Below are 24,631 nucleotides of genomic sequence, written 5' to 3'. Positions count from 1 at the left end.
TTTCGACAGGGCGCGGCGGAGGGCGAGGGGTCAGCCGGCGACGAGCATCGGCTCGGCGGTGAAGGCGGTGCCGGCGGCGTTCGCGTAGGCGCTCAGGTCGGTGTCGAGCGTGCCGAGGTCGGCGCCGAGAGCGGTCAGGGCCTGGGCCAGGGCGGCGCGGCCGGCGCGGGTGGCGGCGGTGTCGATGCCGTCCTGGATCGCGGCGATGACGCCACCGGGCCGCGTCGGCGTCGGGCCGGTGGCCGGGTCGGCGGCGGACAGCGGCTGGTTGCCGTCGGGGTTGATCGGGTCGAAGGAGATGGCCTGCTCGTCGAGGAACCCGGTGGAGGTGCCGTGGTCGACCGGCGGCGAGGTCAGCCGGATCCCGAGGACCCGGTCGGGGATGATCCCGTCGTTCGGCGCGTCGGGCCGCTGACCCCACAGGCCGTTGGGGACGTTGCCGCGCAGGACGGCGCGGCCCCATGGCGTCAGGCTCGCGGCCAGGCCGTTGTAGCTGAGCCAGACGCGCAGTTCGCTGCCCTTGCCCCGCTGGTGCATGGGCAGGATGTCCACCGCGCTGTCGCCGGCGACCTCGATGCTGTCGCCGCCCTGGTTCAGGTAGACCTTGCTGACGGGGGCCTGGGTGTCGGCGGTGAAGGTGAAGCCGCCGTTGCTGACCAGCCACGGCTTGACCGCGCCGCGGGTGGCCGGGGCGCCCTCGCCGGTGTATCCGGCGACCGGGGTGGTGCGGACCATGTTCTCGGGCGGCGGCAGCATGCCCTGGAAGCCGCCCCAGTCCAGCGCCGGGGCCTGGTTGCGGCGGCCGGCGCCGAATCCGATGGTGAAGGAGATGAACCAGAGGTGGACGGTGGCCTCGCCACCGACCGCGGGGCCCCAGACCCGGACGCTGACGCCGACCTCGATCGAGATCCTGATCTTGACGAACCAGACCTTGATGGTCGCGGAGACGCCGACCCGGATGCCCATGCCGACGTCGAAGTAGAAGGGGTTCCACTCCAGCAGGGCGTCCACCCGGGCGGTGAGCCAGGCGCGCAGCATCCCGGACTGGAAGACGACGTCCAGGGAGCCGCCGGCCATCAGGGACTTGGGGGTGAAGGCGGCGTAGGCGTTGCCGGTGATGTTGACGGTGGAGCCGACGCCCCAGGTCAGACCGGCGGGCTGCTGGCGGGGGTAGCGGGTGGGCAGTTCCCGGCCGGCCGGGATCGCGCCGAGCATGAAGGCGAAGTCGCCGGCGTTGGCGTGGTTGCCGAACCAGAACTTCATGCCGACGCCGCCGCGCAGCTTGCAGTTCGGGTCGATCAGGAAGGTCTTCTCGGTGAAGGCGGCACCGATGCTCAGCTCCCCCGCGGTCGGGCGCAGGGTCGCCTCGATGCCGATCTCCACCCGGGCGATCTTCTTGTCGCTCTTGGTGGGCAGCTGCATCCCGGCCACGCCGAGCAGGCTGATCGTCAGGTCGGAGCCGGTCTGCACCAGCGCCATGGCGTGGCCGCGGAAGGTCTCGAAGCAGTCGAAGGCGAGGCCCGCGGCGAACCAGAGGTCGCCCTCCTGCGGCCGCACCCACGGGTTGGAGCCGCTGATCAGCTCGCCGAGGACCTTGAGCGGGTCGACCTCCTCGTCGTCGGCGCCGATCTCGCCGGGGTTGTCGAGCGCGACCAGGAACGGGAAGCTCCCCAGCGCGTCGGCGGCCGGGACCCGCACCCGGCTGTTCCAGCCGAACCCGGCCGAGATGCCGCGCACCTGGAACAGCGGCGGGCCGAAGCCGACCTGGCTGCCGAGCGAGCCGTAGGCGAAGAGCGACGGATCGGCGCCGGTGCCGTCGGGGACCACGTAGGCACCCATGGCCGAGCCGTTGAACGCGCCGGTGTCGACCAGCAGGACGCCGCCGACCACCGTCTTGTACGGCGGGGAGGCCGGGAGTGCGGTCAGCGCGCCGGCGATCCGCAGCGGCGGGTTGTAGTAGTCGACGCTCAGGCCGTTGTCGCCGCCGGGGGTGCCGATCGGCGACCAGCCGCGCACCGTCGGCGCCTCCAGGACCCGCATGCCCTTGCGGCGCCGCGGGCCGGGGCGCGGGGTGAGGATGCCGTGCTCGGTGACCAGCGCCTGGGGGGTGCGGTCGCGGGCGGCGCCGTCCCGGTGCTTCACCGAGGGCAGTGCTCGGCCCAGGCCGTCCAGGCGCTCGGGGTCGGTCGGCGGGGCGGGGGTGCGCCTGGTCAGCCGCAGTGCCCGGCCTTCCGTCAGCGCCCAGGCGCCCGCGGGCAGTTCGGTGCCCGCCGGGGTGCCGTCGACCAGGACGAGCCGGCGGCCCTCGCCGAGGTCGACCGCGGCCACCGTGCCGGTCACCCACTCGCCGTCGACGGTGAAGGCGACGTCCACCGGTGCCGAGGATGCGGTCACCTTGGCCTGCCCGCCGACCGACAGGGCCTGCGGATCGCTCACCGCGCCGTCGATCCGCACCGCGCCGCCCGGGAAGACGAGCGCCGCGGCGTCGGGGTCGGCGAACACGGACACCGGGATCTCGACCGAACCACCCGCCGCCCGGTCGAGTAGCTTCCGAACGTCCTCCACGCGTGCTGCCACAGCGTTCCGCCCTCGACTGGTGGGAAAGGGAAATGGCGGAAGCACGCGCCGGCCTCGGCGACGGGCCTGTCGTGTCCGCTGCGAGGAGCCTAGCCAGGCGAACACTTTGCGGACACGAACAACTACAGCAGGTGACGAGTATGGCTGAAAGAAAGTGTACAAACCTCACCGAAGAGTGACGCTTCCACTGCCGAACTCCCCCGCCTGCAGAAGCGTTTCAACCGGCTGCGGAAGGCATCCGGGCCGACGGTCGACGGTGCCCCGCGTGCCGCCGCCGCCCTCCGGCCCCGGGCGCGGCACCGAAAACCGGCCAACCTCGGGGCCGAACCGAAGGCCGAACCGAAGGCCGACGCGTGGGCCGGCCCGAGAGCCAACCTGCGGGCCGGCGCTCCCTGTTGACCGGTCAGCGGGCGAGCACGTGGCCGTCGCCAGGTCGGTGGTCCCGGGAGCGGCGCAGATCGGCGGTGACGTAGGTGCGTTGCAGCCAGCGGTCGGCTCCGTCGTACCGGGGCCGGAACGCGGTTCGGCCGTGGACGGTGACGCGGTTGTCGATGACGACCAGGTCTCCGGGGCTCAGGCGCAGGGTGCGGGCGGTCGCCTCGCAGGCGCGGCCGAACTCGGCCAGCGCGGCGGCGGCCCGGGCGGTGAGCGGGGTGGTGACGAGCTGGGCCATCCGGATGTCGGGGTCCTCGGCCGCCCCCGCGAGCACCGGCCGGGGCTCGGCATCCGGACCGCTCGCGCCGGTGCGGCCGAAGGAGGGCGGTGGTGTGGTGATGAACTCCGGTGCGAACAGGGCCTCCCGGCTGGCCGGGGTGAGGAGCGGCAGCGCTCGGCGGATGCCGGCCACGCGCATGCCGGCGACCCGGTCGTGGTCGGCGCGCAGGCACAGGAAGACCACGTGGTCGGGCGGATGGGGGTGGAAGCCGTTCTCGGTGTGGAAGGACAGCGGCACCGACCCGGCGTTGCCGTGGAAGCTCTCCTGCCCCGGCACGGGCACGACGTCCTGCACCAGGGCGCCGGACTTCTCCGCCAGGTAGGCGAGCGGCTCGCCGAGTCCGCAGGCCACCATGGTGAGCACCGCGGCCGGGACGGTCGCCCGGCGCTGGACCGAACCGGGCACGGTCGGGGTGGCGGGCAGGGCGGCCGCATCCACGGGCAGGCCGCCGATCACCAGGGTGCCGTGCGGACCGGAGTGCCGCCGGAAGCGGGCCACCGCGCGGCGCAGCGCCGGCGGAAGGTCCTCCCAGGCGTCCCTGGCCCGGGCCACCCACGCGGGGCTGTCGACCCGGCCGTCCCCGCCGGCGCACAGGGCGCGGGCCAGCCGGTCGCACGCGCCGGCAGCGGCCGGATCCAGCGTCCGGTCGGCGATGACACTGCTTGGGGTGGTGCCGGGCGTCGTCTCGGGCATCAGGGTCTCCTGCCTGGCTACGGGCGGCGGACGCGCGGAGTCATGGGTGCCGCAGGCGGGCCACGGCGTCGGCGACGTAGTGGTCCCCGAATCGGATCAGGGAGGCGTACCGGGCCGCACGGCGGTGGCGCATGAGCCGTAGTTCGGCGACGGCGTTGTCGGGGCCTTCGGGCTGCTGGGCGATGGACCGGCGCAGCTGCACCATCGAGTACGCGAGGGTGACGTGCCGCTCGGCGTCCACGAGGTCGGCCTCCAGAAGTGCGCCGCGCGCCTCGGCCAGCTCCGGGGCGCGGGCCGCCAGCTGCTCGTAGGGGTCCGGAACCACCGACAGCAGGTCCTTCATCGCCGCTCGGAACAGCTTGTACCCGCGGTGCTGGCGACCGCTCAGCGGGGCGTCCACCGACGGCGGCGCCATGGTGTGGCGGATCGCCGCCAGGTAGTAGTCGGCCGGAACGGTGCCGGCATGGGTCATGGCCGCCGGGAATCCCCGCACGTACACCGTCGCGTCCGCCAGCCGCAGCAGGGCGGCAGCAGCGTCGCCCTGCCGCAGCCGGCGGGTGGCGTCGGCCACGGCGACCGCGGCGCAGACGTTGAACAGGACGTGGACCTGGTGCCCGATCAGCCACCGGGCGCTCCACACGCTCTCCCGCGACGGCCCCGGACCGGGCTCGGGGACGTCCACCGGCTGCCCGGCGTCGGTGGCACCCCCCGGCGCCGCACCGGTGAGGTCGAGTACCGACAGTCGCATGCCGGCCAGCTCCCCTGCCAGGTCCGCGCCCGAGAGCGGTGCGTCGCAGAGGTCCCGCAGCCCGCGGTGGACGACCAGGACGCCGTGCAGGGCGGCCTGCTGGTCCGACAGCTCCACCTCACGGACCCGGAAGAACGACTGGCTGGTCGACTCCGCCGGCAGTCCCTCACCGGCCACGGCCGGAGCCAGCGCCGCCAGTGCGGCCACCAACTCCCCCGCCGCCGCGGCGCTCCGGCGCAGCCGGCCGGTCCGCTCCTGCGGTCCGGCGTGGGTCGGCACCCCGGCCAGCACGCGCGCGGTCCGTCTCGCCTCGGCTTCGACCCGCCGGCCCAGCTCCGGGGTGGGCCGCCCGCCTCGGGGTTCGCGGAAGACGGCAACAGCAGGATGACCGGCGACCGGTGACATGCCCATGGTTGACATGGTTCGCCAGGAACAGCCGGCGCGAAACCTCGATTCGCAAGACCATTTCCCTTGCAGTTCAAGGTAGTTGGCGACCGAGGCCGATCCGGTGGCCGGCCAGGGAGCGAGGGTGCGGGTGCGCGGGGCTACGCCTGGGCGGCTGCCCGGCCGTCGGCCGAGGGGCGTTCGTCGGGTGCGCCGCCGGTGTGGATCGGGCCCGCGGTAGCGGTCAGCCGGTGCCCGCTGCCGCCCCAGCGGGTGGCGATGATCTCGGCCAGGATGGAGACCGCGGTCTCCTGCGGGGTGCGGGCGCCCAGGTCGAGCCCGGCCGGGGCCGCCAGGTGGGACAACTCCCCCTCCCCCAGGCCGGCTTCGCGCAGCCGGACGAGCCGGTCCAGGTGGGTGCGGCGGGAGCCCAGGGCGCCGACGTAGGCGAGCCGGGGCAGTCGTAGCGCGGTCACGAGCAGCGGCACGTCGAACTTGGGATCGTGGGTCAGCACGGCCACCGCCGTCCGATCGTCGAGCCGGCCCGCCGCCGCCTCCTCGGCCAGGTACTCGTGCGGCCAGCGCACCACCACCTCGTCCGCGTGCGGGAAGCGGGCCGCGGTGGCGAACACCGGACGGGCGTCGCAGACCGTGACGCGGTAGCCGAGGTAGCTGCCCAACTCGGCGACGGCGGCGGCGTAGTCGAGGGCGCCGAAGACCAGCAGTCGTGGCGCCGGGACGAAGGACCCGACGAAGACCGCGACCTCCTCGCCCTGGCGCTGCCCCGCCGGGCCGTAGTGGGCCAGCGCGCTGGTGCCGTGGTCGAGCAGGCCGCGCGCGTCCACGGTGACCGTGCCGTCCAGTGCCGGGGAGCCGAGCGTGCCGGCGGTCCGGTCCGGCCAGATCACCAGCCGGCCGCCGAGCGAGCCCGCGCCGGAGGCCGGGCCGGCCACCACGGTGGCCGTCGCGACCGGCTCGTCGGCGGTCAACGACGCCATCACCGCGGGCAGTTCGGGGAAGGTCCGGCGGGACACCGGCTCGACGAAGACCTCGATGGTGCCGCCGCAGCTGAGCCCGACCTCGAAGGCGTCCTGGTCGCTCACGCCGTACCGGCGCAGCACCGGCCGGCCGGTGCTCTGGGTCTCCCGGGCCTCCTCGTAGACGTCCGCCTCCACGCAGCCGCCCGACACGCTGCCGACCACGGTGCCCGACCCGGACACCGCCATCGCGGCCCCGGGGGCGCGCGGCGCACTGCGGAAGGTGCTGACCACGGTGGCGAGCCCGACGGTCTCACCGGCCAGGTACCACGGGTACACCTCGTCCAGGACGTCACGCACGGTGTCACCCGCAGCGGCGGCAGCACCGGCCGGAGCGCCGGGCCCGCCGCAGCCCGACCACCAGCGCGAGGACGATCAGCGCCCCGGCGGCGGCCGGCACCAGGCGCTTGAGCAGCGCACCGCGGGCGACGTCCAACAGGTCCAGCGGCTCGTCCGTGGGGGCGCTCGCGGGCGCGTCGGCGGTCGGGGCACTGCCGGTCGGAGCACCGACGGTCGGAGCACCGACGGTGGGGACGCTGACGGTCGGGGTGGGGCCCGTGGGGCCGGCGGTGGCCTCGGCGGGGCCGGTGTCCGAGCGCTGCTCCAGGCAGTCCACGAACCTCCCCAGCAGCTTCTTGCTGATCTCCTCGATCACCCCCTGCCCGAACTGGGCCGCCTTCCCGGTGATGCTCAGCCGGGTCTGCGCGGTCACCCGGGTGCCCTCGCCGTCCGGTGCGAGTCGGGCGGTGATGTGCGCCTCGGCGTTGCCCTGGCCACGGGTGTCCTGGCCGGAGGCCTTGAGGCGGACGGTGTGAGCGGCGTCGTCGCGCTCCTCGAAGGTGGCCACGCCCCGGTAGACGATCGTGACCGGTCCGACCTTCACCTTGACCGTCCCGCGGTAGCGGTCCCCCTCGACGGCGGTCAGCTGCGCACCCGGCATGCAGGGCGCCAGCCGCGGGATGTCGGTGAACAGCTCCCAGGCCGCTTCGATCGGCAGGCTCACACGGAACTCGTGGGTGAACTCCATGCGCTCGGGCCTCCTCGCCGGTTCGTCGACGTGCAGTTCAAGGATCGCTCAGGCGCGGCGCGCGCGCTCGCGGGTCAGCTCCACAGGCTCACGTGCACGGTGGGGTGGAAGTGGGCGCCCGGCACCCCGGTGCTCCGGCTCAGCAGGCTGCGCAGCGCGGCGGGCGTGGTCACGAACCGGCACAGCGCGGACGCGGCCGGCGAGCGGCGGTCGCCGCGCAGCGCACTGGCCCGCAGGACGCCGTTGACCGGGGTGCCGGGGATGTCCAGCACGGTGAGGGTGCCGTGCCGCAGTTCGTCGCGGACCAGGTGGAGCAGGGTCAGCGAGAGCCCGTCGCCGGCCGCCACCGCGTTGAGCGCCGCCGTGGTGCTGGGGAAGATCGAGACGCTGGCCTCGCCGACGCCGTGCCTGGCCAGGAAGGCGCCGCCGGGTGTGGCCGGATCGAGCTGCCCCGGGCCGAGCAGCCAGTGCTCGCGCGGCAGCCGGCTGAGCGGCAGGCGCAGCGGCCCGTCGCCCGCCCGTTCCAGGCCCGCACCGGCGTGGCGCGGCGCGGCCACCACGACCAGCTGGAACTTCAGGAACGGGAGGTGCTCGACGGCCTCGGGCGCCGGGTCCTGGTCGCCCGCGGACCCGTCGCCGTCGCCGTCGCCGGAACCGCCGCCGGGGGCGGCAGCCGGGGCGGGGCCGATCGCCACGTCGGCCCGACGGTCCAGCAGCAGCTCGGTGAGGACCCGGGCGGGCACCGCGAGGGTGCTGGACTCCACCTCCGGATGCCGGCGGACGAAGGACTCCAGCAGCGGTGGGACGATCTGCTCGGCGCTCGGTTCGGTGGCGGCCACCCGCAGGTACGAGGTCTCCGTCCCGGCCTCGCGGACGCGCCGGCGGGTCTCCTCGGCCAGTCCCACGATCTCGGCCGCGCCCGCCGCCAGCCGTCGCCCGCCCGGGGTGAGCGCGATCCCGCCGGCCGCCCGGACGAACAGCGGGTCGCCCAGCTCGCGGCGGAGCGCCGCCACCGCGCCCGACACCGCGGGCTCGCTGACCCGCAGGGACAGCGCCGCGGCCTTGACCGAGCCCAGTCGCGCCACCGCCACGAAGGCTCTGAGTTGCGTGAGGGTCATCGCCGCCTCCCGCGGTCGCCCGCCCGGCCGTGCCCTCGCGGGGCCCACTGGAGTCAGCGGCGGCCTCGTCTTAACCATTCCCTTCAGTCGCCGTTGACCACCGGTGTCCGGCGGGCGACCCTCGGCCGTACCGTCCGCCTCGGGCGCACCGCCGGGCCGTACCGGCCGGGGCGGCGCAAGGGCCGTGACCGTGGTGGCCGTGGCCCGTGACCGGTCAGGAGGCTGCCGTGCAGGTTCCCGCGTCATTCGAGTACCGGCGCGCGCGGAGCGTGGACGACGCGCTCGCGCTGTTGGAGGGGTTCGGGGAGGAGGCCCGGGTCATCGCCGGGGGGCACAGCCTGCTGCCGATGATGAAGCTGCGGCTGGCCCGTCCGGAGTTCCTGGTCGACATCAACGACCTCGCGGAGCTGGACTACCTTCGGCTGGAGGGCGGTGAGCTGCGGATCGGCGCGCTGACCCGGCACCGCAGCCTGCTGGAGTCCGAGCTGGTCGGCCGCCTCTTCCCGATCTTCCACGACGCCGAGCGGGTGATCGCCGACCCGCCGGTGCGCAACCGCGGCACCATCGGCGGCTCGCTCTGCCAGGCCGATCCGGCGGAGGACCTCTCCGCGGTCTGCGCGGCCGTGCGCGCGGTGGCCGTGGTGCTCGGGCCGGGCGGGCGGCGCTCGGTGCCGATCGAGGAGTTCTACCGCGGCCCGTACGAGACCGCCGTGGGGGCCGGCGAGATGCTGGTCGAGGTCCGGGTGCCGGTGCGACCGGGCGCGGGCAGCGCCTACCGGAAGGTCGAGCGCAAGTCCGGGGACTGGGCGGTCGCGGCGGCGGGCGCCGCGCTGTCGCTGGCCGAGGGGCGGATCGGCTGGGCCGGGATCGGGCTCGCCGCGGTCGGCACCTCGCTGGTCGGGTACCGGCGGGCCGAGCAGGCGCTGGTCGGCCGGGAGCCGACCGAGCAGGTCTTCACCGAGGCCGGGCGGATCGCCGCCCAGGACTGCGATCCGCAGACCGACGGCCGGGGCAGCGCCGAGTACAAGCGGCACCTGGTCGGCGAACTCACCCGGCGGGCGCTGCTGCTGGCCGCCGAACGGGCCGACCGGGCCGTGCGAGCCGCCCGGTCCGAGGGAGAGGAGGCGTGACGATGGAGGTCACCATCAACGTCAACGGTGAGGACCGGACCGCCGAGGTGGAGGCCCGGCACCTGCTGGTGCGCTTCCTGCGGGACGACCTCGGCCTCACCGGCACCCACTGGGGCTGCGACACCAGCAACTGCGGCACCTGCGTGGTGCTGTTCGACGGCGAGCCGGTCAAGAGCTGCACCGTGCTGGCGGCGATGGCCGCCGGGCACCGGGTGCGCACCGTGGAGGATCTGGAGGGCGCCGACGGCCTCGATCCGGTCCAGCAGGGGTTCATCGAGCAGCACGGGTTGCAGTGCGGCTTCTGCACGCCGGGCATGATGCTCACCGCCCGGGCGCTGCTGGACCGCAACCCCGATCCGTCCGAGCAGGAGATCCGCGAGGCGATCTCCGGCCAGCTCTGCCGCTGCACCGGCTACCTCAACATCGTCCGCGCGGTGCGGTGGGCCGCGGAGCACCCGGCGGCCGAGGCCGCCCGGCCCGTGGGGAGCACGCCGTGAGCACCGCCCAGGAGACCGCGCCGGCGCAGGAGCACCGGGAGCCCGAGGAGCAGCCGGAGCGCCCGATCGGGTACGGGCGGCTGCACCGCAAGGAGGACCCGCGGTTCGTCCGCGGCAAGGGCCACTACGTGGACGACGTGCAGCTGCCCGGAATGCTGCACGGCGCGGTGCTGCGCAGCCCGTTCGCGCACGCGCGGATCGTCTCGATCGACACCTCGGCGGCCGAGTCGCACCCCAAGGTCCGGGCGGTGATCACCGGCGCGACGCTGGCGGGCCTGGGCCTGGCCTGGATGCCCACCCTGTCGATGGACACCCAGGCGGTGCTGGCCACCGACAAGGTGCGCTTCCAGGGGCAGGAGGTCGCGTTCGTGGTGGCCGAGGACCACTACGCGGCCCGGGACGCGATCGAGCTGATCGACGTCGAGTACGAGCCGCTGCCCCCGGTGATCAACGCCCGCCACGCGCTGGACGCCGACGCCCCGGTGATCCGCGACGACCAGGAGGGCCGTACCGACAACCACATCTTCGACTGGGAGGCGGGCGACCGGGCCGCCACCGACGAGGTGTTCGCGCGCGCCGAGGTGGTGGTCGCCCAGGAGATGCTCTACCCGCGGGTGCACCCCGCGCCGCTGGAGACCTGTGGCTGCGTGGCGGACATGGATCCGGTCGACGGCAAGCTGACGCTCTGGGAGACCACCCAGGCACCGCACGCCCACCGCACGCTCTACGCGATGGTCGCGGGCCTGCCGGAGCACAAGATCCGGGTGATCTCCCCCGACATCGGCGGCGGGTTCGGGAACAAGGTCGGCATCTACCCGGGCTACGTGTGCGCGGTGGTGGGCTCGATCCTCACCCGCAAGCCGGTGAAGTGGGTGGAGGACCGCTCCGAGAACCTGACCAGCACCTCCTTCGCCCGCGACTACCACATGCGCGGTGAGATCGCCGCGACCCGGGACGGCCGGATCCTCGCCGTCCGGGTCAAGGTACTCGCCGACCACGGCGCGTTCAACGCGACCGCCCAGCCCACCAAGTACCCGGCCGGCTTCTTCCACATCTTCACCGGCTCGTACGACATCGAGGCGGCCCACTGCGAGGTCACCGGGGTCTACACCAACAAGGCACCCGGCGGGGTCGCCTACGCCTGCTCGTTCCGGGTCACCGAGGCGGTCTACCTGATCGAGCGGATGGTGGACTGCCTGGCCGACGAACTCGGCACCGATCCGGCCGAGTTGAGGATGAAGAACCTGCTGCGTCCGGAGCAGTTCCCGTACCGGAACAAGACCGGCTGGGAGTACGACTCGGGCGACTACCCCGGCTGCCTGCGCAAGGCGCTGGACCGGGCCGGCTACGAGGCGCTGCGCCGGGAGCAGGCGGAGCGGCGGGCCCGCGGCGAACTGATGGGCATCGGCCTGTCGTTCTTCACCGAGACGGTGGGCGCCGGCCCGCGCAAGGACATGGACATCCTCGGCCTGGGCATGGCCGACGGGTGCGAGCTGCGGGTCCATCCGACCGGCAAGGCGGTGGTGCGCCTGAGCGTGCAGAGCCAGGGGCAGGGCCACGAGACGACGTTCGCGCAGATCGTCGCCGAGGAGCTGGGCATCCCGCCGGAGGACATCGAGGTGGTGCACGGCGACACCGACCAGACGCCGTTCGGGCTCGGCACCTACGGCAGCCGCTCGACTCCGGTCTCCGGCGCCGCGGCGGCGGTGGTCGCCCGCAAGGTGCGCGACAAGGCGCGGATCATCGCCGGCGCGATGATGGAGGTGGCGCCCGACGACCTGGAGTGGGAGAAGGGCCGCTGGTTCGTCAAGGGCGACCCCTCCGCCACCAGGACGATCCAGGAGATCGCGCTCGCCGCGCACGGGTCGCTGACGCTGCCCGAGGGCGTGGAGGGCCACCTGGAGGCCACCACGGTCTACAACCCGCCCAACCTGACCTACCCGTACGGCGCGTACGTGTGCGTGGTGGACGTCGACCCGGGCACCGGCGAGGTGAAGGTGCGCCGGTTCATCGCGGTGGACGACTGCGGCACCCGGATCAATCCGATGATCATCGAGGGGCAGGTGCACGGCGGCCTCGCCGACGGGATCGGCATGGCGCTGATGGAGCTCATCAGCTTCGACGAGGACGGCAACTGCCTGTCCGGGTCGTTCATGGACTACCTGCTGCCGACCGCGCTGGAGGCCCCCGCCTGGGAGCTGGACCACACCGTCACCCCCTCGCCGCACCACCCGATCGGCGCCAAGGGCATCGGCGAGTCCGCGACGGTCGGTTCGCCCCCCGCGGTGGTCAACGCGGTGCTGGACGCGATCGGGGTCCGGCACGCCGACATGCCGCTCACCCCCGGGCGGGTCTGGCAGGCGATGCACGGGGGTGTGGAGGCCCCGCAGTGAGCACCGGCGCCCTGGAGCAGCGGATGGCCGAGCTGAGTGCCGGTCAGGTGCCGTTCGTCAAGGCGACCGTGGTGCGCGCGCTGCACCCCACCAGCGCACACCCGGGGGACACCGCGCTGGTGCTGGAGGACGGCCGGATCGAGGGGTTCGTCGGCGGGGTCTGCGCCGAGGCCACGGTACGGCTGCAGGCGCTGCGGCTGCTGCGCAGCGGGGAGTCGCTGCTGCTGCGGATCTCGCCGCAGGCCGCCGGGGCGGTCGCCGGGTCCGACCGGGAGGCGGCGGCCGGGGCGCGGACGGGGGAGGGGCCGCGGGAGGGCACCCTGGTGGTGGCCAACCCCTGCCTGTCCGGCGGGGAGTTGGAGATCTTCCTGGAGCCGCAGCGCCCACCGCCCGTGGTGCTGGTCCTCGGTGACACTCCCATCGGTCGCAGCCTGCTCGCCCTGGGCGCCGGCCTCGGGTACGAGGTGCGGGCCGCCGCGGCACCGGAGTTCGCGTCGCCGGAGTCCGCGCCGGGGGCCCTCGACGGGGTCGCGGCCGTGGTGGTCGCCTCGCACGGCCGGGACGAGGAGGCGCTGCTGACCGCCGCGGCCCGGGCCGAGGTCCCGTACGTGGCACTCGTCGCCAGCGGCCGGCGCGGCGCGGCGGTGCTGGCCGGTCTGGACCTCGGCCCCGAGGAGCGCGGCCGGATCCACACCCCGGCGGGGCTGTGGATCGGTGCCCGGACGCCCGGGGAGATCGCGGTGTCGATCCTGGCCGAGCTGGTGGCCTCCCGGCACGCCGTCGCGGTGCACAGCGAACCGGCGCCCGCGCCGGCCGACCCGGCCGACCCGCCGCGCGGTTCGGGGCCGGCCGCCGAACCGGGCGAGGCCCTCGACCCGATCTGCGGGATGACCGTGGCCGTGGTCGCCGACACGCCGTACTCGGACGCCGGCGGCCACCGCCACTGGTTCTGCTCGGCCGGCTGCCGCGACCGGTTCGAGTCGGCTGCCGCCCGGGCCGCCGAGCCCGAGCGGGCCACGTGACCGAGGAGGCGCCGTGACCGAGGAGGCCGCCGTGACCGAGGACGTCCGGCCGTCGCCGGCCGACGCCGCCCGCCGGGCCGTCGCGCTCGCCGTGCCGGATCCCCCCACCCTGCGCGCCGCCCTGGACGCCACCGGCTACCTCACCGACACCGGCCTGACCACCGCGCTCTACCTCGCCCTGCGGCTGCCCCAGCCGCTGCTGCTGGAGGGCGAGCCGGGCGTGGGCAAGACCGAGGCGGCCCGCGCGCTCGCCACCGTGCTCGGCAGCCCGCTGATCCGCCTGCAGTGCTACGACGGGCTGGACGCGGCGGAGGCCCTGTACGAGTGGAACTACCCGCGCCAGCTGCTGAGCATCCGGCTCGCCGAGAGCCGCGGGACGGCGCTGGAGGAGGCCGACCTGTTCTCCGACGCCTTCCTGCTGCGCCGCCCCGTGCTCGCCGCGCTCACCCACCCCGGCCCGACCCCCGCGGTCCTGCTGATCGACGAGATCGACCGGGCCGACGACGACTTCGAGGCCTTCCTGCTCGAGGTGCTGGCGGAGGCCGGCGTCACCATCCCCGAGCTCGGCACGGTGCGCGCCGCCGTCCCCCCGGTGGTCGTACTGACCTCCAACCGCACCCGCGACCTGCACGACGCGCTCAAGCGCCGCTGCCTCTACCACTGGATCGACTACCCCGACACCGAGCGGGTGATCGAGATCGTGCGCCGCCGGGTCCCCGGCACCACGCCCGCGCTGGCGGCCGAGGTGGCGGCAGCCGTCCGGCGGCTGCGCACGCTGGAGATCCAGAAGCCGCCCGGGATCGCCGAGAGCATCGACTGGGTGTCCGCGCTCACCCTGCTCGGCGTCGAACAGCTGGACCAGGACGCCGCGGAGCGCACCCTCGGCGTCCTGGTCAAGTACCGGGAGGACCACGACCTGGTCCGCGACCGCGGTCTGGCCTGGCTGGTCGGCGCACCCGATGGTTGAACCGCTCTTCGACCCGGCCGCGTTCGCCGCCCGGTTCGGCGCGGCGCTGCACCGGGCCGGCCTGCCGGTCACGCCCGAGCGCTCGGCCCGGTTCCTGGACGCACTGCGCCTGCTGCCGCCGGTGGACCGGCCCACGCTCTACTGGACGGCCCGGCTGGTGTTCGTCACCGGGCGGGCCCAGCTCGAAGGGTTCGACCGGGTCTTCGGCCTGGTCTTCGGTGGGGCGAGCGACCCGGCCGACCGCCGCGGCTCCCCCGGCAACCCGCCGCTGCCCGGCCTGGAACCAGGTCCGCCCGCCCCGGCCGCACCCACCCCGGCGCCGCCGCGCCGCTCGGCGGCGCCGCTCGCCGGCGGTAGCGCGCGCCCGGAGGCCGGCGAGGACCGCGCCGGGCACCGTACCGGCAGCGGCGTCCTGCGGCTCGCCGGCAGCACCACCGAGTCGCTGGCGCACCAGGATTTCGGGCGGTTCGGTGCCGGCGAGCTGGCGGAGCTGGACCGGCTGCTGGCCGGCCTCGCGATCAAGGTCCCGCTGCGCCGCACCCGGCGCCGGGAGGCCGATCCGGGGGGCCGCCGGATCGATCTGCGCCGGAGCCTGCGGCGCAGCCTGCGGACCGGCGGGGAGGCCGTCCGGCTGGCCCGCTCGCACGGTCGGCTCCGGCGCCGGCCGCTGGTGCTGCTCTGCGACATCTCCGGCTCGATGGAGCCGTACACCCGGGTCTACCTGCGGTTCTTCTCCCGGCTCTGCTCGCCGGCCGGCGGCGGGCTGGCGGTCGAGATCTTCGTCTTCGCGACCCGGCTCACCCGGCTCACCCCGGTGCTGCGGCACACCACGCCGGACGTCGCCCTGCGCCGGGCCGGACGCGCCGCGCCCGACTGGTCCGGGGGCACCCTGATCGGGCGGTCGCTGGCGGAGTTCACCAACCGGTTCGGCCGACGCGGGATGGCCCGCGGCGCGGTGGTGGTGATCTTCTCCGACGGCTGGGAGGGTGCGGACCCCGCAGCGGTGGGCCGCGAGACCGCCCGCCTCGGCCGGCTGGCCCACCGTGTGGTCTGGGTCAACCCGCGCAAGGCCGCCCCCGGCTACGCCCCGCTGGCCGGCGGTATCGCGGCGGCCCTGCCGCACTGCGACGCCTTCGTGAGCGGTCACACGCTCGCGGCGATGACCGAGGTCTTCGACGCCATCGCCGAGTGAGCCGGCCGCAGCGCCGCCCCGGCGTCCGGACACCCCGGACACCCCGGACGCGCCGAGGTGCGCACCGTCCCGGCCGCGTCGGATCCGGAACAAAGCCGACATGAGCCGTCGAACCGGGACACTGAGCAGGCACCTGCCTCGCACCGGATCGGGCAGGGCCGACGAAGGCGAGGTGGCCGAGGTGGCCGAGGCTCCGACGGACGCACAGGACGACGAGAGTTCCGTCGAGCTCGGCGGCTACCGGCAGGAGCTGCAGCGCACGCTCGGCTCCTTCCAGGTGTTCGCGATCTCCTTCGCGTTCATCTCGGTGGCGGTCGGCATCTTCGCGACCTACGACGAGGTGCTGACGACCGCCGGGCCGGTCGGCATCTGGCTCTGGGTCGTCGCGGCCGTGGGGCAGACCCTGGTGGCGCTGGTGGTCGCGCAGTTCGCCGCCCGGATCCCGCTCAGCGGGTCCTCCTACCAGTGGGCCTCGCGGCTGGGCAACCCGCGGATCGGCTGGTGGTTCGGCTGGCTGACCTTCTGCTACCTGGCGATCGCCGTGGTGGCGATCGACAACGCACTCGCGAGCCAGGCGTTCATGCCCCTGGCCGGGCTCGCCCCGGACGAGGGCACCGCGCGGTCGATCACGCTCGTGGTGCTGCTGGTGCAGACCGTGCTCGCGGTGGCCTCGACCCGGCTCGTCAGCGTGATCAACACCGTCGCGGTGGGGCTGGAACTGGCACTCGTGGTGGTGGTCGCGGTCGCGCTGGCCATCGCCGTGGGTGTCACGGGCGACGGTGCGGCCGGCAATCTCCTCTCCCGCGGCGTGACCGAGGGCGACCCCGAGTACTTCGCCGTCGGCGGCGGGCTGATGCTCGGGATGATCATGGGCCTGGCCACCCTGGTCGGCTTCGACTCCGCGGCCAACCTGGCCGAGGAGGCCAAGGACCCCTACCGCACCGTCCCGCGCGCGATCGTGGGATCGGTGGTGGCGGCCGGCCTGCTGGGCCTGCTCTTCCTGATCTCGCTCACCGTCGCGATCGAGGACGTCCCCCGGATCAGCGCCGACGGCTCACCGGTCGCCGCGATCATGCGGGACCACCTCGGCGCCGCCACGGAGCGCGCCCTGCTGGTCGCGATCACCTTCGCGTTCTTCGGCGCCGGCATCGTGGTGCTGGTGGCGTGCTCGCGGCTGGTCTTCGCGATGGCGCGCGACTCCCGGTTCCCCGCACACCGGCTGATGCGACGGGTCAACCCCCGTACCCGGACGCCGATCCCCGCGACCGTCCTGGTCCTCGCCCTGGGGCTGCTCCTGATGGTCGCGCTGCCGGGCGCCGCCCTGCTGAAGCTGATCACCGCCTCGACGATCCTGCCGGCCGTCATCTACGGCGCCACGATCGTGCTCTACCTGGCCGTGCGCGGCCGCCTGGACCGCAGGAAGGGCGCCTTCGACCTCGGGCGCCTCGAACTGCCGGTCGCGCTCTGCGCGCTGGTGTGGACCCTGGTCGCGCTGTTCGTCCTGGTGACGCCGCCGGACGCCCTCGTCTCCGTGCTGATCGTGGTCGGCCTGCTGCTCGCCGGAGGGCTCTTCTTCATGGTCCTGCTGAAGGTCCGCCGCGAGGCCCTGGAGAGCGAGCCGGGGGATCCCGGTGCCTTCGACTGACGCCGCCGGGTGCGGCGCGGTGCCGAGCACGACCACCGCCGGCACCACCGCCGGCGACCGGGCGCCATTACCCCGGCGGTAATCGACCCCCTCGGCGCGGTGCGCGAGGGTGGTCGTACCGAAGCGGTTCACCGGCCCTCCCGGGCCCGGTGACGCCCGATCAGACGAGGGGACCCACCATGACCGCGTACGACGAGGCCGTGCAGCGCTACTTCGCCGCCTGGAACGCCGAGAGTGCCGAGCAGCTGGCCGAGGCGGTGGCCGCGGCCTTCACCGAGGACGCCGGCTACACCGACCCGCTGGCCGCCGTGCGGGGCCACGACGGCCTGGTGGCCGTGATCGACGGCGCCCGGCAGCAGTTCCCGGGCTTCGCCTTCCGCCCGCACGGCAGCCCGGACGGGCACCACGACCTGGTGCGCTTCGGCTGGGAGCTGGTCTCCGTGGCGGACGGCTCGGCGCCCGTCGCCGGGTTCGACGTGATCACCCTCGCCGAGGACGGCCGGATCAGCTCGGTCAGCGGCTTCCTGGACCGGCTCCCGGCGGCCTGAGGTCTCGGTGCCCGGCGAGCCGGCGCAGGGCCTCGGCCGTCGGCGCGTCGGCGGGCAGGAAGGTCTCCACCGCCAGCTCGGAGACGGTCACGTCCATCGGGCTGTTGAAGGTGGTGACGGTGGAGAGGAAGGACAGCAGCCGGCCGCCCGCCTCGATCCTGAGCGGCAGCGCGTAGGGGTACAGCTCGGCCGGGTGCTCGGCTGCGGAGCCTGCGTCGGAGCCGCCGTCCGGCCGCCCGGCCGCTCGCCCATCCGCTCGCCCGGTCGGGAGCGGGAAGGCGGCGGCTTCCTCGTACAACCGCCGCAGCGCCGCGCCGGGGCGCATCGCCAGCTGGGTCCGCATCCGCTCCAGCAGGTGCGCCCGCCACTCCCGGAGGTTGTGGATGCGCGGCGCCAGGCCCTGGGGATGCAGGGTGAGCCGGATGGCGTTCATCGGCGGGCGGAGCAGGTGTTCGGCGACGCCGTCGAGCAGGAACCCGACGGCCCGGTTGGCGGTGACCACGTCGTAGCCGCCGTCCAACACCAGGGCGGGGTTGGGCTCATGGGCCGCCAGCAGGCGCTCCAGCCCGGTCCGCAGGGTCACCATCGCCGGGTCCCGCAGCGGTGTCTCGGTGAACGCCGGCGCGTAACCGGCCGCCACCAGCAGCGTGTTGCGCTCCCGGACCGGGACGTCGAGGTGCTCGGCCAGCCGGAGCACCATGGCCCGGCTGGGCCTGGACCGACCGGTCTCGACGAAGCTGATGTGCCGGGCCGAGCTGTCGGCCTTGAGCGCCAGTTCCAGCTGGCTGATCCGCCGGCGCTCGCGCCAGCCCCTGAGCAGCGTCCCCACGGCGGGCCCGTCGACCGGTGCGGCGCTGGCAGTCGTCATGGCCACGAACCTATCCTGCCGGCCCGGTTGGCGATGCGGTGCGGCGGTTCCCGCCCGCCGCTCCGCGTCGCCGTCCGCCCGAGCATGGACCGGCTTCGGATCCCGAGGGGAGGCGGGATCACCGCAGGGCGGCGAGGACGGCGTCCGCCATCGCCTTCTCGCCGGTGGCGTTCGGGTGGAACGGGACGGACGGGGAGCCCGGCAGCGCGCCCTCGATCCAGCGGTCGTCCGAGCAGATGTCGTGACGCGCGCTCGGGGTCGCGGTGTCCACGTAGCCGGCACCGTTGGCGGCGGCGGTGGACCTGAGCATGGCGTTGAGCCTGCCGAGGATGCCGTGCAGGTACTCCACATCGCCCGGGGTGATCGGCTGCTCCAGGACGCAGGTCGAACCGTCGGCCGGGAGCACGGACGGGTAGCCCACCACCAGCACGCGGGCACCGGGCGCCTTGGCGTGGACGCGGTTCAGCACGTCCGCGAGCCGCGGCGCCGCGCCGTCGATCCGGTCGAGGAGGTCATCGCTCCCGTACTGCCAGGACCAGCCGGACCAGCCGGACCACTCCCAGTGGCCGTGGTGGTAGATGTCCCGGCAGGGCGTGCCCAGCGGGTTGGCCACCGCGCCGCCGACGCAGGCGGCGATCACCTCGGCGATGCCGAGCGGGCCGACCCCGAGGTCGTTGCCGCCGATGCCGATGGTCACCAGGTCGGTGTCGGCGGTGACGGCGTCCAGCTGCGGGGCGTTGCCCGACGGCAGGTCCGGGTACTGGGCCTGCGTCATCGCGCTCACCTTGGCGGCAGAGCAGGTGACGTCGGTGTACGCGCCGGCCCGCAGGGCGGACGCCACCAGGTGGCCGTAGTTGTGGTCGGAGCGCAGGCACAGGCCGGCCGACTGGCCCGGCACGCCGGCACCGGCGGCGTACGAGTCACCGAGAGCCACGTAGTGGTGGGGGGCGGAGGTGGCGGCCTGCGCGCAGACGGGGGTCAGCGCGAGCGCCGCGCCCAGCGCGGCCGCGCCGAGCAGGGTGGATTTCCGGCGGATTCCACCGGCCGTCCGGTGGAATCCACGGGTCGTGCGGTGTTTCCGGGCATGGCGGAGCACGGGTTCCTCCTGGGGGCGAGGGAACGGGTGGGGTTTGTGCGAGCCGAGCCACAGCTACTACTGGCAGGTAAGTTACTGTCGGGTTTCAGGCCCGTCCATGCATCGCGCGCACATTTCCGAAAGACCATCAGGTGAATTGCCGAATTTCGCTCCGCCGCGCGTCGAAGGCAATTCCGAAACGCTCCGGAGCGGAATTCCCGGTGCACGGCGGCCCACTGGTCGGCCGCCGATCGGATGCGGGAGCCCGGCCCCGCGCGCAGCATGAGGTCATGAGTACGCACGCCGGGTGCCCCGGCCGGGCCCGGCCCGCCGACCGGCACCTCGCCACCGGCTCCGATGCCGACCCGAACCTCGGCCTCACCCTCACCCATGCATCGGACCGGCCCGAGCCGGTCCGGGACTGGAGATCAGCGCCATGAACCTCGCGTACGACTACCCGCTGCTGAGCATCTTCTGGACCATGCTCTGGTTCTTCCTGTGGATCCTCTGGTTCATGCTGCTCTTCCGGATCCTCATCGACCTCTTCCACGACGACTCGCAGAGTGGCTGGGCCAAGGCCGGCTGGGCCATCTTCCTGATCCTGTTGCCGTTCCTCGGGGTGTTCGTCTACCTGATCGTCCGCGGGCGCGGCATGGGCGAGCGTGAACTGACCAAGGCGCAGAAGCGCGACGAGCAGTTCCGGGCGTACGTGCGCGAGAGCGCGGGCAGCACCGGCGAGGGCTCCACCGCCGACGAGCTGGCCAAACTCACCGAACTGCGCAAGTCGGGCCACATCTCCGACGAGGAGTACGCCAAGGCCAAGGCCAAGATCCTGGCCTGACCCGGCCGAGCGGGGCGGCGGACCGGCCGGGAGCGGACCGGCCGGAGGAGGTGAGGACGATGGCACGGTCACACCCGTCCGACCGCCGGGCGCGCGCCCGGCTGTGGGCCCGGCTGGCGTTGGCCTTCGCGCTGGGCGCGGTGGTGGCGCTGGTGGCCGCGAGCGGCCCCGGCGGTCTGCTCGTCCTGGTGGTCGGGGTGATCGCCGCGGCACTCGCGGCCATGGGCACCTGGTGGATGCTGGCCCATCGCGGAGCGGTGCGCCTCGCCGGGGCACTGCTCCTGGTGGCCGTGCCGGTGGCCGTCCTGGTCATCTACGCCCGGGCGGACGTGTGGCCGGCGGCACTGGCCGCCATCGCGCTGTGGGCGGCCGCCGCGGCATGCGCGCGGTCGGCGCTGCGCGCGGTGCGACCACCCCGGGGCATGCGGGCGGTCGCCGGCACCCGCCCCCGGCAGCCGGTGCTGATCATGAACCCGAAGTCCGGCGGCGGCAAGGTCGGCCGGTTCGGCCTGGTCGAGAAGGCCGAGGCACTGGGCGCCCGCGTCGTCCTGCTGGACCCGGCCGTCCGGACGGATGTCGCCGCGCTCGCCCGGACGGCGGTGGCCGAGGGCGCGGACCTGCTCGGGGTGGCGGGCGGTGACGGCACCCAGGCCCGGGTGGCCGAGGTGGCGGCCGAGCACGACCTGCCGTTCCTGGTGATCTCCGCTGGCACCAGGAACCACTTCGCCATGGACCTCGGCCTGGACCGCGAGGACCCGACCCGCTGCCTGGACGCGCTCACCGACGGGGAGGAGCTCCGGATCGACCTGGGCATGGTGGGCGGCCACGCCTTCGTCAACACGGCCTCGTTCGGCGTCTACGCGGACATCGTGCAGCGTCCGGAGTACCGGGACGCCAAGGCCGGCACCGCGCTGAACGCCCTTCCCGACCTCCTGCTCGGGTACACCGGGCACCCGCTCGACGCGGCGCTGGACGAGGTGCGGCTGGAGTCCCTGCAGGCCCTGCTGGTCAGCAACAATCCCTACGCCGCCCCCGAGCCGATGGCCGCCGGCGGCCACCGGTCCCGGCTGGACCTCGGCGTGCTGGGGGCGTTCGGGATCCGGGTGGGCAACGCGGCCCAGGCGGCGGAGGTCGCCTTCCGCGGTGCCAGGGCGACGGGTCTGTTCGTGCTGACCTCCCGCCGGATCGTCGTCGGCTCGGACGCGGAGCGGATCCCGGTCGCCGTGGACGGCGAGGCCCTCACCATGCCCACCCCGGTCACCTGCTCCGTGCGCCCCGGCGCGCTGCGGGTGCTGGTCCCGAGGCTGCGCCCCGGGGCTCCGGCGGCCGCTCCCCCCATGCACTGGCGCGATGTCGTCACGCTGGCCTTCGGCCGGTCGGGCCCGCCGCCCGAGGAGCGGACCGCCGGGGCCCGGGCCTCGTGAGCGAAGCCGCCGATCCACTCACCCGAACGGCGCAACCGGGCCCAAGTCGACCCCAGGGTCCGCCGTGCCGAGATCTCCGGTCGACAGAGGGGATCGCCCGCGCCGGACCTGCGCGGCGATCAGCTGGTGACTCGAGCCCGGGGCGCCAGGAGATATCGCATACCATGCACGGATGGGACAGAAGAACTGGGCGGAGCGACTGCCCACGGTGAAGAGCAAGGCCGATCTCGTCTACGACAGCGGGCCGTCGACCAACTGCCTGAGCTCAACGCCCGGTTCCACCAGCAGCTGGCCGAGGCCGGCGGATATCGGACCCTCGGGGAACTGACCGATCAACTGCTGCTGACCGTCAGGCGGTACCGCGTCACCGCGCAGCGGGACGGGACGAGCTGGCGCGCGGCGGCCGCGGCCGAAGCCGCCAGGAGCCACATCGACTCCCAGGCCGACCACGAGGTGACCAGGGCGGTCTGAGCGGGCTCGGGCCGTCCCAGGAGCTGCGGCGGCTCGGCACCGGGCACCCGGGGGGTCGCGGACGGCGTCGGCGACCCGTCCGGTGCGGTCGGGCCGGACGAGGTGGCGGAGCCGGGCCGCGCGGACGACGGGCGGGCGCCCGACGGGCTCGGCCCCACGGCCGCGCTGCCCAAGGTGCCGACAGCGGGGTCATGGACGCGAGCGGGGCCGGAGCCGACCCGACCGAGAACGGCGCCACCGGCGGCGGCGCGCCGGGCAGCAGGACGAAGACGCCGAGACCGACCGCCACGGCCGTGCCCGCCGCAGCCGCGACCGCCGCGCGCGGCACCGTGCCCGTCGACCGGGCGGCGAACCCGGCCGCACGCGCGGACAACGCTCCGCCCGTCGCCTTCCGCGCGGCGAGGTACGCCGCGGCGCCCCAGGGCAGCAGCAGGACGGGCAGCCGCCGATTGTGCCTCCCCACCGTCCGCGTTCGCGGTGTCGGCGAGCCAGCGATCGAAGTCCGGGACCAGTTCGATCCGGCGGGAGGTCTGGGCCCAGTCGGCGGCGGCGCGGCGGACCACGGTCAGAAGATAGGGCCGCCAGGCGTCCTGAGGGCCGCTGCCCGAACGCACGGCCCGGATCGTCCGGGCGAAGCCCTCGGCTGCGAGGTCCGCGGCCGTGTGCGGGTCGCGGCAGCAGGCCCGGGCGTACGCCAGCACCGCACGATGGTGGCGGCGGTACAACTCGGCCAGCGCCGCCCCACCGTCGCCCTCCCGGCGCACGTCCGCCGTCAGTTCGGCGTCGGACCGGGTCTCGAGCTGGGGGTCCGGCAGGTCCCCGGCGTGCGGGGGTGCGGCGGGCACCACCTGCTCCGGTCTTCTGGGCCGTCGTCTGCTGCCCGCGGCACGTTCGGCGGGACGGGCCTTCGCCGCCACGTCCCGCAGCGCCGCGCTCACGCGCTGTGTTGATCCGCTCATAGGTCTCTCCTGGTCGCACGGGTGTCAGTGCGGGCGTGACAGCAGGAGCCAGGAGATCAGGAGGTCGACGGGCGGCAGCAGGACCAGCCGCAGCCTGCGCCGCCCGCCCTGCCCACCATCCCGATCCACCCCGCAGCAAGGCCTGCGAGCACCTGGGCGCGAAGCTCGGAGGGAAGGGGAAGGTCGTCGAGCTGCAGGGCTACCTGCAGTCGATCAACGGCTACGAGCGCTCCGAGGCCTTCGCCTACTGCATGCGGACCAGGTTCCCGGCGATCAAGGTCATTGCGCTGGTGACCGACTGGAAGGCGGACGTCGCCGGGCGGGAGCTGCGGGCCGCACTGACCCGGGAGCCGGACGTGAAGGGCCTCTACCTCCAGGCCGGCGGCGTCTTCCTGGAGCCCACACTCGCGGTCCTGCGCGAGAAGGGGCTGCTCAGGCCGGCCGGGCAGCCCGGCCACGTGGTCGTCGTCTCGAACGACGGTAGCCCGCGCGAGTTCGCCGCGATCCGCGCCGGAGAGATCGACGCGACCGTCTCCCAGCCCGCCGACCTCTACGCCAGGTACGCGCTCTACTACGCGCGCGAGGGCGCGGCCGGCCATCACTTCACCCCGGGCCCGACCGACCACGGTTCGGAGATCGTCGTTCTGCCCAACGGCCTGGAGGACCAACTGCCCGCGCCGCTCGTCACGCGGGACAACGTCGACGACCCGGCAGTGTGGGCCAACGGCCTCGCCCCGCAGTAGCCCGGCCGCCGCCCCCGGGCCGCAGAGGTCGCTCAGGAATCCGGCGGATCGGGGCGACCGGAACCGGGCGAGGTGCCGACGGACGGCGAGGCCGTCCCGGTGTCCGCCCCGCTGTCCGACGGGCGCGGCCCGGTGGTGCCATCCGACGCGGACGGGGACGGGGACGGGGCGGCCGAACCGCTCGGCGGGTGCGGGGACACGTGGTGGGTGGGGACAGGAGTCGGCGTGGCGCCGGGTGACGGGGAGAGGCCGGCGCCGGGGATCGGAGCGTCCGAGCCGGTCGGCCCGGCGGACGTGCCGGAAGCGGGCAGGACTGCCGGGGAGCGTGGCACGGCCGAGGCCCTTGCGGTCGAGAGCCTCTCGGGCGCCGGGCTCTGCGCGGTGTCGGGCAGGGGGTCGGCCGGCAGGCGGTCCCGCACGGCGGAGTCCGGCCTCGGCGGCGTGGGCGGCGCCAGGTGCCGGTCGGCGGCCCGGGGCACGCCCACCGCCGTGGCGACGGCGACGACTCCCACGGCCAACACCCACAAGGTGGCCCGTCGCACCCGTCGCACCCGTCG

21 protein-coding genes and 1 pseudogene are annotated in these 24,631 nt (G+C 74.5%); 13 read left to right on the top strand and 9 right to left on the bottom strand.

What is annotated here, in order from left to right:
* Window positions 1-30 precede the first annotated feature (30 nt).
* The 6 genes from AB0K43_RS02785 to AB0K43_RS02760 form a co-directional block, all read right to left on the bottom strand.
* Window positions 31-2,577 carry a DUF6603 domain-containing protein gene (locus AB0K43_RS02785; protein ID WP_363635042.1) on the bottom strand — a complete coding sequence of 849 codons (2,547 nt, stop codon included), beginning with the start codon at window positions 2,575-2,577 and terminating at the stop codon, window positions 31-33.
* A gap of 403 nt (window positions 2,578-2,980) precedes the next feature.
* Window positions 2,981-3,985 carry a TauD/TfdA family dioxygenase gene (locus AB0K43_RS02780; protein ID WP_363635040.1) on the bottom strand — a complete coding sequence of 335 codons (1,005 nt, stop codon included), beginning with the start codon at window positions 3,983-3,985 and terminating at the stop codon, window positions 2,981-2,983.
* A gap of 40 nt (window positions 3,986-4,025) precedes the next feature.
* Complete coding sequence (locus tag AB0K43_RS02775) at window positions 4,026-5,144, bottom strand: hypothetical protein (protein WP_363635038.1); 1,119 nt, start codon at window positions 5,142-5,144, stop codon at window positions 4,026-4,028.
* A gap of 134 nt (window positions 5,145-5,278) precedes the next feature.
* Window positions 5,279-6,454, bottom strand: coding sequence for an XdhC family protein (locus AB0K43_RS02770; RefSeq protein WP_363635036.1), 1,176 nt, complete (start codon window positions 6,452-6,454; stop codon window positions 5,279-5,281).
* 4 nt (window positions 6,455-6,458) lie between these two features.
* Window positions 6,459-7,181, bottom strand: a complete 723-nt coding sequence (locus tag AB0K43_RS02765; protein WP_363635034.1) for an SRPBCC domain-containing protein — start codon at window positions 7,179-7,181, stop codon at window positions 6,459-6,461.
* Window positions 7,182-7,255: 74 nt separating this feature from the next.
* Entirely contained in the window at window positions 7,256-8,299 is a 1,044-nt protein-coding gene (locus AB0K43_RS02760) for a LysR family transcriptional regulator (RefSeq protein WP_363635032.1), read from the bottom strand.
* Window positions 8,300-8,526: 227 nt separating this feature from the next.
* On the opposite strand from AB0K43_RS02760, the gene AB0K43_RS02755 reads away from it, so the two are divergent.
* From AB0K43_RS02755 to AB0K43_RS02720, 8 genes are all read left to right on the top strand, one after another.
* Window positions 8,527-9,429 carry a xanthine dehydrogenase family protein subunit M gene (locus AB0K43_RS02755; protein ID WP_363635030.1) on the top strand — a complete coding sequence of 301 codons (903 nt, stop codon included), beginning with the start codon at window positions 8,527-8,529 and terminating at the stop codon, window positions 9,427-9,429.
* A 2-nt stretch (window positions 9,430-9,431) separates the two neighbouring features.
* On the top strand, window positions 9,432-9,926 hold the full coding sequence (locus tag AB0K43_RS02750; protein WP_363635028.1) for a (2Fe-2S)-binding protein: 495 nt from the start codon (window positions 9,432-9,434) through the stop codon (window positions 9,924-9,926).
* Window positions 9,923-12,319, top strand: a complete 2,397-nt coding sequence (locus AB0K43_RS02745; RefSeq protein WP_363635026.1) for an aerobic carbon-monoxide dehydrogenase large subunit — start codon at window positions 9,923-9,925, stop codon at window positions 12,317-12,319. Before AB0K43_RS02750 ends, AB0K43_RS02745 begins: the two co-directional genes overlap by 4 nt.
* The gene (locus AB0K43_RS02740) at window positions 12,316-13,341 is read left to right on the top strand and encodes an XdhC family protein (protein WP_363635024.1); all 1,026 of its coding nucleotides are present in this window, start codon (window positions 12,316-12,318) and stop codon (window positions 13,339-13,341) included. Before AB0K43_RS02745 ends, AB0K43_RS02740 begins: the two co-directional genes overlap by 4 nt.
* Window positions 13,342-13,354: 13 nt before the next feature.
* Entirely contained in the window at window positions 13,355-14,308 is a 954-nt protein-coding gene (locus tag AB0K43_RS02735) for a MoxR family ATPase (protein ID WP_363635022.1), read from the top strand.
* Window positions 14,301-15,500, top strand: coding sequence for a VWA domain-containing protein (locus AB0K43_RS02730; protein WP_363635020.1), 1,200 nt, complete (start codon window positions 14,301-14,303; stop codon window positions 15,498-15,500). Before AB0K43_RS02735 ends, AB0K43_RS02730 begins: the two co-directional genes overlap by 8 nt.
* A 181-nt stretch (window positions 15,501-15,681) precedes the next feature.
* Window positions 15,682-17,145 (top strand): APC family permease, encoded by a 1,464-nt coding sequence (locus tag AB0K43_RS02725; RefSeq protein ID WP_363635018.1) that lies wholly within the window; start codon window positions 15,682-15,684, stop codon window positions 17,143-17,145.
* Between the two features lie 179 nt (window positions 17,146-17,324).
* Window positions 17,325-17,693 carry a nuclear transport factor 2 family protein gene (locus AB0K43_RS02720; RefSeq protein WP_363635016.1) on the top strand — a complete coding sequence of 123 codons (369 nt, stop codon included), beginning with the start codon at window positions 17,325-17,327 and terminating at the stop codon, window positions 17,691-17,693.
* On the opposite strand, the gene AB0K43_RS02715 is transcribed toward AB0K43_RS02720, so the two are convergent.
* Together AB0K43_RS02715 and AB0K43_RS02710 are read right to left on the bottom strand one after the other, a co-directional pair.
* Entirely contained in the window at window positions 17,659-18,561 is a 903-nt protein-coding gene (locus AB0K43_RS02715) for a helix-turn-helix transcriptional regulator (protein ID WP_363635014.1), read from the bottom strand. The genes AB0K43_RS02720 and AB0K43_RS02715 overlap by 35 nt on opposite strands.
* A 118-nt stretch (window positions 18,562-18,679) precedes the next feature.
* Window positions 18,680-19,657 carry an SGNH/GDSL hydrolase family protein gene (locus tag AB0K43_RS02710; protein WP_363635012.1) on the bottom strand — a complete coding sequence of 326 codons (978 nt, stop codon included), beginning with the start codon at window positions 19,655-19,657 and terminating at the stop codon, window positions 18,680-18,682.
* Between the two features lie 269 nt (window positions 19,658-19,926).
* Between AB0K43_RS02710 and AB0K43_RS02705 the strand changes: the two genes are divergently transcribed.
* The 4 genes from AB0K43_RS02705 (at window position 19,927) to AB0K43_RS02690 (ending at window position 22,229) form a co-directional block, all read left to right on the top strand.
* On the top strand, window positions 19,927-20,076 hold the full coding sequence (locus tag AB0K43_RS02705) for a hypothetical protein (RefSeq protein WP_363635010.1): 150 nt from the start codon (window positions 19,927-19,929) through the stop codon (window positions 20,074-20,076).
* Window positions 20,073-20,477, top strand: a complete 405-nt coding sequence (locus AB0K43_RS02700) for an SHOCT domain-containing protein (RefSeq protein ID WP_363635008.1) — start codon at window positions 20,073-20,075, stop codon at window positions 20,475-20,477. The genes AB0K43_RS02705 and AB0K43_RS02700 overlap by 4 nt, the downstream gene beginning before the upstream one ends.
* A gap of 59 nt (window positions 20,478-20,536) precedes the next feature.
* Entirely contained in the window at window positions 20,537-21,901 is a 1,365-nt protein-coding gene (locus AB0K43_RS02695; protein WP_363635006.1) for a diacylglycerol kinase family protein, read from the top strand.
* 172 nt (window positions 21,902-22,073) lie between these two features.
* Window positions 22,074-22,229 (top strand): hypothetical protein, encoded by a 156-nt coding sequence (locus AB0K43_RS02690; protein WP_363635004.1) that lies wholly within the window; start codon window positions 22,074-22,076, stop codon window positions 22,227-22,229.
* 4 nt (window positions 22,230-22,233) lie between these two features.
* Here AB0K43_RS02690 and AB0K43_RS02685 read toward each other — a convergent pair whose 3' ends face one another.
* The gene (locus tag AB0K43_RS02685; RefSeq protein ID WP_363635002.1) at window positions 22,234-23,331 is read right to left on the bottom strand and encodes a sigma-70 family RNA polymerase sigma factor; all 1,098 of its coding nucleotides are present in this window, start codon (window positions 23,329-23,331) and stop codon (window positions 22,234-22,236) included.
* A gap of 134 nt (window positions 23,332-23,465) precedes the next feature.
* Between AB0K43_RS02685 and AB0K43_RS02680 the strand changes: the two are divergent.
* Window positions 23,466-24,074: pseudogene (locus tag AB0K43_RS02680) on the top strand (substrate-binding domain-containing protein); the annotation flags it as partial.
* Window positions 24,075-24,631: the final 557 nt, after the last annotated feature.

Origin of the sequence: Kitasatospora sp. NPDC049258 (assembly GCF_040678895.1) — a bacterium.
Classification (GTDB): Bacteria; Actinomycetota; Actinomycetes; order Streptomycetales; family Streptomycetaceae; genus Kitasatospora.
Note: the sequence above shows the minus strand (reverse complement) of the source record. Positions and strands in the feature narration are given on the sequence as shown.